This window comes from Kitasatospora sp. NPDC056651, assembly GCF_042792155.1.
Classification (GTDB): Bacteria; Actinomycetota; Actinomycetes; order Streptomycetales; family Streptomycetaceae; genus Kitasatospora.
This window is the reverse complement of sequence record NZ_JBHTWX010000033.1, coordinates 66,102-76,311: the sequence shown is the minus strand read 5'-3', so window position 1 is coordinate 76,311 and position 10,210 is coordinate 66,102. Positions and strand designations below refer to the sequence as shown.

Genomic DNA, 10,210 nt, shown 5'->3' with positions numbered 1-10,210 from the left:
TGCCGCCTACGGCGTCACCGTGTGTGGTGTGGCCTCGGCTGCGCCTCGGCGGGTGGTGGGTGGTTGGGGGTATTCGCCGGTGGCGAATACTTGGTTTGGTGCGGGTGGGTTGGGGTTGGTGTTGGGCGTCGCTGCGCTCCGCCTTTCGGGTGGCTTTTCTCCGGGCCTTCGGCCCGTCAATTGGTCGGCTTTCTGGTCTTGTTGGGCTGGTGTTTTCACGGCCCTACGGGCCGGTTGGCTGGTGGGGTTTCCCGGGCTGCGCCCGGGGGGTGGGCGTTGACGATGTGACGCGGAATTCGGGTAGTGGCCCGTCCCTCCGGTGGGGCGGGGTGCCGGTCGGGGCCTGCGGCCCTCGGCGTTGACGATGTGTCGCGGACTTCCGGTATCAGTCACAACCCCACCCCCGGGGGCCCTCCCCCGGTCCCGGCCGGTGGCCATTCAGCCGCCTGGTTGCTGGGCTGGCGGCCCATCTGGCACCCCTGAGGCGGGGCCTGCGGCCCTCAGGAACAACCTCCGGGCATCGGCCCCGGCTCGGCCTCCCCGGCCTCGGATGGCGGGCCCTCACTGGCGCCCCGGACGGCGGTGGCTGACGGGCCCTCAGCCGCAGACTCCCGGCCGGAATCCGAAACTAATCCGGCGGCGTTTCCCCGACTTCCGTGCAGCCCTATCCTGCCGGTTCCCGGATGGGCGCGGGACGTGAACGGGCAACCTCTCGGCAACCGTCCATCCCGGCTCTATCCGGCCGCGCTTCCTGCGGAAATGCGAATTACTTTCTGCTCCCTTTCGTGCGGAAATCAGAACACCTTTCTGGGCGCAGCGGCGAGGAATCGCATTCAGGCACCTCGGAAAGGGGCCTACGGCCCTCGCATCCGACACGACGGCCGCCCTTCCGGACCGCCCAGGAAATCCCGCCCAGCGTCAACCGGGCAATTCTCGGAGCAGCGACACCGGACCAGGACGGCCACCAAGGCGCAGCAGCGGGCAGCCCCGGCGGCGGGCGGGACACCACCAGGACGGACGCGGGCACGGCGGGCAGGACGGCCACGTCGGGCGCAGCGGGACGGCCTGGCGGCCGACCAGGACGGCGGCCAGGGCGCGGCAGCACGGGTGACGGCGCACCGCCGAGGCGGGCCAGGCACAGCGGGACACCCCCGGACGGCGACCCGGCGCAGCAGGACACCAGCAGGCAGCGGAACGGCCTTCGGGGAGCCGGGACGGCCTGGCGGCCGACCAGAACGCCGGCCCTGCCCAGCACGCACACAGCACTACGGGCCGGCCCTTGAGAAGGAACCGGCCCGCAGACGCTCAGATCACGGGGTGTTGGGAAGGGTGCCCGCGAACGCCGCGGTGGACACCGCGATGGTGGCCAGCACCGTGGCCGCGGCGATAGTGACATAGCGACGGATCATCAAAACTCCCCCTTGATGGTTGACTTCCCAGCAGGCCACAGCACCCGGTCCTCCCCGGACACCGACCCGCCGGCGCGCACCATACCAGGCCCCAGCGGCCTGACAACGGAGCCCAGCACCGGGCAACGCGGGCAGGTGGCGGGCCGCCGAGGCCGGCGGACTGGCCCAGCCCGGCGCAACACGAAGTGCAACACGCCCACCCGCCCCCACTCCCAGCCACATAACACCTGGTCAGACCCACAACACGACCCCGTGTTGCACCCCAGCGAACCCCCGCGTTGCACCCCCACCACCGGCCACCCCGTCGCCGAGCACCACTGTCCTGTGCCGGCGAACTTGGACCGCGTGCCACTGAAGGTGGACCGACGGCCGTTCGTGACAGCGAAGATGGACCGCCGCAGCTGAGACGTCTCCTGGCGCGCTGGTGCCATGAACGACTTCCAAGATCAAGAGCTGATTGATTTGCTCGTAGCTGCGGACTCTCCCTCATGGAGTGCCAGGGCCGCCGCGGGTCGCCGGCTGGCGGCGGTACCTCGGATTGGGGTTGTCGCCGATGTCCTTCACTGCCTCTTGCTTGACGTTCAGGACACCGCAGTGACCTCGGGGACAGCCGAGGCCCTGTTGGCACGTGGGGACCTGGCCGGTCTGCGCGCCGTGCTCGCAGCCCGAGCCGACGCGACCGGCCAGTGGACTGCTGACGAGCTCGGCGCGGAGTTGAACGGTGACCCGCGCTGGATGACCGGTGACGGCGCGGCGGAACTTATCCGGCAGCTTCGTGTGCTGGCGGCGGATGCGGATTCCGGGGTTCGCGACGAGGCTCGACGGCGACTTTTGCTCCTACGCCAGGACGACTGACCTGCGGCGGTCCATCTTCACTGTCACATACGGCCGTCGGTCCGCCTTCAGTGGCATGCGGTCCAGGTTCGCCGGCGCAGGACAACCACCACCAGGACCAGGGCCGCCGGGAAGGCCGGCCTTCCCGGCGGCCGCCACCGAGCAGCAGCCGCGGCCCCGCCCCGGCACCCTGTCGCACCCACCTGTCGCGCCCAGACCACACACAGGAGATCAGGGGTATCCGCCCAGGTCACAGCACGTGACAGCACCCCACGCGACAGGCAACGCGACAGCAAGCGCGACAGCCCCCACCCGCCACCAGGACGACCACCAGAACAGCCTCCAGGGCGGCCTGACGGCCACCCGGCCGCCCAGCGAGGGGCGCAGCGGACCGGTACGGCCCGGACGGCGGCGCGACCCGGACAGCGGGACGGCGACGGCGATGCAGAGGGGCCCAGGACGGCCCTGGACGGCGGCACAGCACCGGCCGGAGCCGAGGGCCGCGGACCGGCGAGCAGGCAAGCGGGGGGCGCAGCCCGGCCGGAGCGAGCACAGCGGGCCCGGGACGGCAGCACCCGGCCCGCACCACCACCCCGACGACCCGCACCACGCGGCACCCAGCCCCGCCCCACCAAACCGAACACCCATCCCGCCACCACCTCGCCGACCACAATTAAGAACCGAATTCAAACCACCACCGGCAACCAATCCGCCAAAACAACCGGGCGGAATACCCCGGCGAAATTCACCCCCGAAAAAAGCCCACAACACCAGGCCGACCCCCCAAGCAGGCCGACTCGACCCCCCGACTCCACCCATCACCACACACAGTCACCAAACCCCATCCCGAACACCCGCCCCGACACCACCCCAACCGGCACAACCAAAGGTCCAGACAACCCAGCGAGAGAGGCCAAAACACCGCCACGCCGACCAACAGGTCACACCCTGCGGCCCCTCGCCGGGTAGAGCTTGGCGTGCAGCGCCCGGTCCTCCCACCACGGATCGTCCGGGGTGGAGACCAGCGCGGCCGCGCTCCAGCCGGTCCGGCCGGGCCTTCTCCCGCAGCTCCAGCTTCGAGCCCTCCTTCCCCCCGATCGAGCCCCGGCACGTCCAGCACGGGCGCAGCTGCGCGTTGGCTGTGCGGGCGGCCTCCAGCTGTTCTTCGGCCTCCCGTTCGAGGCGCTCCTCGCGGTCCTGGTGGCAGGGCCGGCAGCGGCTGGGGGGGGCGGCGGGTCCACTCGGCCTGTCCCTGGGGGGCCGTACTCCCAGGTGCTCTCCTCCTCGGGAACGTCGCCGCAGTCGATGCAGACCAGAGAGTCCGTCAGCTCTTGGTGGGCCTTGTGCTCCTCGTCCTCGCGGGCGGCCTGGCGCAGGTCGTAGGCGGCCCGGTTGTTCGGGTTCTCCAGCGCCTCGATGAGGGAGTGCCGGCCCGAGCGGCCGAAGCGCCACCAGATGGGCCCGAGCGGCCCGTGCTCGGCCAGCAGCTCCAGGGTGGTCGCGACGATGGGCACGGCGTCGTCGTACTCGCGTCACCCGTCGTCGTTGTCGCGGACCTCTCTGCGCCACCGGCCGCGCCAGCAGTCGGCGGACAGGTCCGCGACGGCCTGCTGCCGGCCTGCCAGCGCGAGGGGTCCGGCGTCGGTGACGACGAGGGCGACCGGCGGGTACCCGGCACGGGTGTGGCCGGGCCAGGTACGGCGCCACCCGTGCACCGTCCGGTCGGCCGACTCCTCGCGGGAACGGGCCGGGTCGTTGGCGCGGACCTTGGTGCGGAACAGCTCGCGGTAGGCGGTGAACTTCGCGGCGACGCCGGCCGGGGTCATGGTCGAGCGGTCGACCTCGACCGTCAGCACCGGCACCCCGATCTCCGGCGCATGTCCTTGAACCCCGGCCCGCCCGAGGTGCAGGCGTCAGGCGGGCAGGGCGCGTGGTGGGGCTGTACCCGCGTATGCTCGAAAGAGCGGGCAAGGCCTTCATTCCGAACCAGGCGGCGCCGTGCTGCCGATGACGCTCGGTCGCCGGGCCCGGGTGGTGTCTGTCGTGACTGTTTCCAGTGTTTCCACCATTGCTGCGCTGCAGGCGATCCGGTCGCCGCAGGCCGGGGACGCCGTTGAAGTGGCGGGCTACACCTCGGGCCAGGACGGCGGCGGGACCTTCTTCTTCGACGCCACGCACATCACGGGGGTCACGGTCGCCTCGGCCGGGATCACGGGGGTCGGCTTCGACCCGGCCGTTCCCGGGCCGATCGTCGTCACGGCGCCCGGGCACCGGTTCGTCACCGGCCAGGTCGTCCTCGTCGAAGGGGTCCTCGGGAACACCGACGCCAACGGTCGGTGGATGATCGCGGTCGACCCGCACAGTCCGCAGTCCTTCGCGCTGCTCGGGTCCCGGGGGAACGCCGCGCACGCGGGAGGCGGGAAGGCGACGAGCGTCACCGTGACCACGTCCGGGCCGCACGGGCTCGCGCCGGGCGGGCGTGCGGTGGTGGCGGGGGTGGACGGGACGGGCGGGTTCGCGCTGGACGACCGGTACCTGCCCGTCGGGGTTGCGGCGCCGGACGTCTTCAGCCTTCCCGCGGCTCCGAGCGGCTCGTACACGAGCGGCGGATCGGTGGGCGACGGCGGCCTGTCGTTCCCCTGCGCCCGCTCCACCCACGTGTCGGGGCGCTGGGTGCGGCGGCGCGACGCCGGGGAGCTCAACGTCCAGTGGTTCGGCGCGGCCGGTGACGGCACGGCCGACGACACCGAACCGCTGATCGCCACGATCCGCGCGGCCAGGACGGTCTCCGGCTGTGTCCACCTTCCCGGCGGGACCTACCGGACGAGCGCCGAGATCGCCATCGAGAGCTACCTCGCCGGGGCCTCGGACACCGGGCTCTCGATCCGGGGCAGGGGAACGACGGGCCCTTCGGGCGGGGGCAGCCAGATCACGGCGGTCGGGGCCGGCATGCGGTCGATCCTGTCGATCGCCGCGGGCTGGGTCACGCTGAGCGGCATCAGCCTCAACGGGAACGGCGTCGCCGATCACGGGCTCCATCTCCACGGGGCGGGGCGACTGCACCTCGACGACGTGTGGGTCGGTGAGACGGTCAAGGACGGCTACCGGGTGGTGGGAGGACTGACCGACGAGGAGCTGGCCACGCACGACAACACGTCGGTCGCGAACAACGACAACATCTACGCGCGGGAGGTCTGGGCCTTCCAGTGCGGGACGATGTACTGCTCGCCCTCGTTCGCCCTGCGGTACGGCAACCTGCGGCTCGTCACGCCGGTCAGCGGAACGGTGTCCTGCCGGGCCGGTGTGCCGACGGTGTTCGGGGCGGGCACGGACTTCACCAAGATCCCGGCCCGGCCGGGGGACTTCATCGTCATCGGCGCCACGGACGACGACACCCTGGAAAGACTGGAGATCGTCGGCATCGACGGTCCGGACCAGATCACCGTCCAGGGACTCCACCCGCCGGCCCGGGACCTGTCGGGGCAGCCGTTCGCCATCGGGGTCGGCGACGGCTGGAGCGACGCGCTCGACGGGGCGGGCGCGGACCTCGCGATCCAACTGGACTGCAACCGCACGCGCATGGACACCGGGCACTTCACCTCGTGCGCCGGCAGCGGCGTCGTGAGCCGCGCCAAGTACGGTCCGCTGCTGGAGAACCAGGAGTTCTACGGGTGCGGCTTCGCCGGCATCGTGATCGGCACGCTGTCGCCGTCGAACGGCCTGGGGCTCAACACGACGATCTCGCACGCCTACTTCGAAGGCACCGTCTTCCGCGGCGGGTGCATCTTCATCGGCCAGGCCCGGGGGATCACGATCGACCAGCCGATGTGGCTCGGGCACCCGCCCGGTTTCCGTCTCGTCCTGAACGAGGTCTCCGACCGCAACTACGGGATCATCGGCATCGCGGCCGACTACGTGCCCGCGGACGGCGCCATCGGCCTGCAGCCGGTCGGCTCGAGGACCACGAGCGGCATCGCCGCCGTGCGGGGCAGCAACTTCACGAACATGGGCACCCTCACGATGCCCAGCGGGGGCGCGGCAGTGACCATCGACCGCAGCCCCTGGACCACGCAGGTCGAGGTGGAGGGACGGAACCTCAACTTCCTGGCGGACCGCGGCAAGATCGACTCGGCGGCGGACATCACCGCCGCGCCCACCTTCTCCGCGGGCGCCGACGGGCAGGAGATCGCGGTCTGCAACATCAGCGAGCACCCGCTGACCTTCCACGACGGCAGGCCCGGGCCGGACGGCGCCGTCCTGCCGACCGGCCTCGTCCTCGACTGCGAGCCGGGCGGCAGCGTCTCCATCCCCCGGGGGCGGATCCTCACCCTCTACTACTCCCTGGCCAACTCGATGAGCGGGCACTGGACCCAGCGGGGCGCCGTCACCAGCTCCGCCCCCGTCCTGTTCTCCCTCACCCCGGACACCGCCCACGCGGCGGGCGGCGGTTCGATCACGGTCGCGGGAAAGAACCTCGACGAGGCGACCGTGGTCTACATCGGCTCCCTCACCAACATCGTCGCAACGATCACCGCGAAGTCGTTCGCCTCGCTCACCTTCACCATGCCGGCGCTGCCCGGCGCCGGTGCGTACAACGTCCTGGTGGTGAGCGGGCACGGGGCGAGCAACGTCCTGCCCGTCTCGGTAACTTCGTGAGGAGCCGTCGGCGCACCGCTCACGGTGCCGCCCGGGCGGGCAGGTCCTCGGGGTGGCCGGCGGGTACCCGGCGCGGGTGTGCCCGGGATAGGACCGACACCACCAGTGCACCGTCCGCTCGGCCGGCTCCCGGTCAGCGAGGGCCGGGTCGTTGTCGCGGACCTTCACGCGGAACGGCTCGCGGTACCGGGGGAACCTCGCGGCCACCCGCTCCGGTGCCATGGTCGAGCGGTCGACCTCCACCATCAACACCGGCACCCCGATCTCCAGGGCCTGCCACACCGCGCCCAGCCAGACCTTGCGTCGGCCGCCGGGCAGCGTGAACTCCACCTCGGTCGCCCAGTCTGCGATGGCACCGACCCCACCCGCAGCCCTCGGCGCGGCGCAGCTGCCGGGGCGTGTGCCCGGGTGTGGGAGCAGGCGGGCCAGGACGGGACGGGGCGGGCGTGGGCGTGGGAGCGGGAGCGGGCGTGGGAGCGGGCGTGGGAGCGGGCGTGGGAGCGGCGTTGGCGGCCTTCGTCGAGCGCGAGGGGCATGCCCGGGTCCCCGCGCACCCACAAGGAAGACGGGGCCTCGCTGGGCACCTGGCTTAATAATCCAGAAGGCCCTCCGGGACAAGCTCTCGGCCGAACGGCTCGGGCAGCTGGAGGCCCTCGGGGTGGCCGGGTAGGCCCGCCCAGCCCTGGGTGTCTTACGCACGGCGATCCGGGAGCCGCACGGGCCGTCAGTCGTCGGCCGATCCGCCGTGCTCCGCGAGCCACGCGCGGGCGATCGCGCCCGGTTCGGCATCGCGGCCGGAGAGCACCATGCCGATCATCCGCGCGTCCCCGCGCAGGGACCGGCCCGGGTGCCCGAAGGTGGCCGGGTTGTTCCCCTCGACGAGGAGGTGCGCCGGCCAGGCCGTGCCGTACCCGATCAGCGGAAGGGCCACCAGCCGGCGCTTCAGGCCGCGCGCCAGGCCATGGGCGCCCACCGCGAGCCCGGTGAGGCCGCCACCTGGTGCACCCACCTGGTGGCGGCCTTGGAGCGCATCGCCACGTAGGAGGGCCAGAACTCCTCGAAGGACGCGAAACGCCTGCTCTCAACCATGCCAGGACGGTAACGCCACGCCGACGCTCCGCCCGGGGCATGGTCGGACGAGCCGACGACGCGACCGGGCGCCGCGTCGTCGACCACGCCTTACGCGTTCGGGTCCCAGGCGAAGAGCCGCTCGAAGATGACCCGGTCGCCGTCGATCTTCACCGAGTCCAGCGGTGTGCGTCCGTAGAACCACAGGACCAGCTCACCGGCCGTGCCCCGGGCGGAGGCGTCGGCCGGGGCCTGGGCTTCGCCCTCGCCGGCAGCCGGGAGGCGGACGGCGCGGGCGCCGTCCGCCTCGACCGTGAAGCGCCAGGAGCGGCCCTCGGTGGTGTGGTAGTCGACGACGGCCGGCTCGTGCGGCCAGACGCCCGACCACGCGCAGCAGGTGAACAGGAAGTCCTCGACGCCGTCCAGCGCCACCTCCGCCGGCAGCGGCTGCGCGGCGCCCACGGTGAGCTGGGCGTCATAGGTGTGCATGGCGATCTCCTGAAGCTGGTGCCGGGCGACGGCACCACTGGTCCGCGGCGACTGCGAGGCGCCCCACCACGTCCAGCACTCGGCGTCCGGGCCGACCTCCCGCAGGGTGTCCAGCAGCTCCTGCGTCGACGCGGCCAGCCAGGCCGCCAACGCCTCGCGCTCCCGGGGCGCCTGCGCCCCGGCGCGCGCCGCCACGGCCTCGGCCGGCGGAGCGTCGGCCGGACCGGCCTCGACGACGGCGGCCCAGAACGGGCGGCCCGAGCCCAGATGCCGCGCCAGGTCGAACAGCGTCCACTCGGGACAGGTCGGCACCTGCACGTCCAGGCTGGGCGCGGCGGCGATCGCGGCCCGGAAGGCCGTCGCCCGCTCGTCGATCAGTCGCAGCAGGTCAGGGAGTTCAAGATTCTTCTGCACTACGGCTGTCTACCACCGCCCTCCGGCGGCCGAAAGCGAATTTCCCGGCCGCCGCCTGCCGACGCCGCCGTCCGAACCGCCGCCGGCGGCGCGGCCGCGGGCCGCTCCACCCCCGGGCCCGAGCAGCAGCAGTGCTTCGAGGACGGTGCGAAGGCCATGCGGGAGCTGAAGGACCTGTACGGCCCGCTGCAGGTCCAGTGGTTCACCGCGGCGGCCTCCCTCCGACACCACCAGGAGGTCGACGCGGCCTACCGGCAGCTCGACGGCTGCCTGGCCGGGCACGGCGTGCGGGCCAAGGACGAGGAGGCGTTCTTCGCCCTCGTCGACCGGAGCATCCAGGCCGCCGACGCCCCCGCCGTCACCCACCTCGGCGAGGTGGACGCCACCTGCACCGCCACCGCCTCACCCGGGGCGGCCTTTCACGCCTACGGTGGACCGTCCACACCTTCCTCGACCACACCGCCCGCGCGCTCGACCTACCCCGCCTCACACCCCTGGCCGGTGACCTCCTCACCACCTGGACCCGCCACCACACCCGCTTAACCCGCACACCAGCCAGCCGCCAGCCACCCCCGGACCGACGGGCGCATACAGGGCTCTCATCCAGAGCGCGGGAATCCCCACTGCTTCCCACGCGACCCGTAAGTTCTCAACCGAACACCAAAACATGCAGGTCAAACCCACTGACACCCAGCCGGCAACACCTCCGGAACCCGACCCCACCACAGCCCGGATCCTTCTCAACCAACCCATCAACCCCCAACCCGCAAACAACCCCGCTCAGCCGATCACCCACACGCCACACCAGCCAACAGCAACAGGTCACACCTTTGGTTTCGTGACCAAGGTCCATGTGACGAACCGCCCGGCGCAGCCCGGGCCGCACCGTCGGCCTCGCGCGGCGCAGCCCCGAAGGGGCCGGCCCTGGACCCGCCCGTCGTCCCGCCCACGGGGCACGGCGGGAGTCGTGCACCGGCCCCGCGGGTTCCGTCACGGCGGGACAGTGACGGAACATCACGGACAGGCCTCCGCCGTGTACGCCGGCCCTATCCCGAGCGATTGCTGCCCGGCCCAGCCCGGGGAACAGGCCAAGCCGAACCGCGACATCGAGGCAACGGCGCGGCGGCAGCGGCAACACCGAAGCCGGCAGGCCGACAGGCCGGACGGCAGGCGGCAGGCGGCAGGCGGCAAGCGGCAAGCGGCAAGCGGCAAGCGGCAGGCGGCAGGCGGCAGGCGGCAGGCCGACAGACCCGACAGACCGAACGGCAGGCGGCAGGCGGCAGGCGGCAGGCGGCAGGCGGCAGGCCGGGACGTAGGTCAAGGATGAACAACGGCACGGC

The 10,210-nt window shown here is 72.2% G+C and carries 6 protein-coding genes and 1 pseudogene; 3 read left to right on the top strand and 4 right to left on the bottom strand.

The features are described from left to right. Positions 1-1,838 precede the first annotated feature (1,838 nt). On the top strand, positions 1,839-2,264 hold the full coding sequence (locus ACFRAR_RS15835) for a hypothetical protein (protein ID WP_380698635.1): 426 nt from the start codon (positions 1,839-1,841) through the stop codon (positions 2,262-2,264). A 920-nt stretch (positions 2,265-3,184) separates the two neighbouring features. On the opposite strand, the gene ACFRAR_RS15830 is transcribed toward ACFRAR_RS15835, so the two are convergent. Together ACFRAR_RS15830 and ACFRAR_RS15825 are read right to left on the bottom strand one after the other, a co-directional pair. Then, a complete protein-coding gene (locus tag ACFRAR_RS15830; RefSeq protein WP_380698634.1) occupies positions 3,185-3,757 on the bottom strand; it encodes a hypothetical protein in 573 nt (190 codons plus the stop codon). An 18-nt stretch (positions 3,758-3,775) separates the two neighbouring features. Further along, positions 3,776-4,105, bottom strand: a complete 330-nt coding sequence (locus ACFRAR_RS15825) for a hypothetical protein (protein WP_380698633.1) — start codon at positions 4,103-4,105, stop codon at positions 3,776-3,778. Positions 4,106-4,286: 181 nt separating this feature from the next. On the opposite strand from ACFRAR_RS15825, the gene ACFRAR_RS15820 reads away from it, so the two are divergent. After that, positions 4,287-6,899, top strand: a complete 2,613-nt coding sequence (locus tag ACFRAR_RS15820) for a glycosyl hydrolase family 28-related protein (RefSeq protein WP_380698632.1) — start codon at positions 4,287-4,289, stop codon at positions 6,897-6,899. A 724-nt stretch (positions 6,900-7,623) separates the two neighbouring features. Here the strand turns inward: ACFRAR_RS15820 and ACFRAR_RS15815 are convergent. Next, positions 7,624-7,988 (bottom strand): annotated as a pseudogene (locus ACFRAR_RS15815) (Mpo1-like protein). 90 nt (positions 7,989-8,078) lie between these two features. Continuing rightward, the gene (locus ACFRAR_RS15810; protein WP_380698631.1) at positions 8,079-8,870 is read right to left on the bottom strand and encodes a maleylpyruvate isomerase family mycothiol-dependent enzyme; all 792 of its coding nucleotides are present in this window, start codon (positions 8,868-8,870) and stop codon (positions 8,079-8,081) included. A gap of 156 nt (positions 8,871-9,026) precedes the next feature. On the opposite strand from ACFRAR_RS15810, the gene ACFRAR_RS15805 reads away from it, so the two are divergent. Further along, positions 9,027-9,413: a hypothetical protein gene (locus ACFRAR_RS15805; protein ID WP_380698630.1), complete on the top strand. Its 387-nt coding sequence runs from the start codon at positions 9,027-9,029 to the stop codon at positions 9,411-9,413. The last annotated feature ends 797 nt before the right edge of the window (positions 9,414-10,210 follow it).

Excerpts from the sequence above, each read along its gene's own strand:
- ACFRAR_RS15835 (WP_380698635.1), top strand. The coding sequence starts at position 1,839 with ATGAACGACTTCCAAGATCAAGAGCTGATTGATTTGCTCGTAGCTGCG.
- ACFRAR_RS15805 (WP_380698630.1), top strand. The coding sequence starts at position 9,027 with ATGCGGGAGCTGAAGGACCTGTACGGCCCGCTGCAGGTCCAGTGGTTC.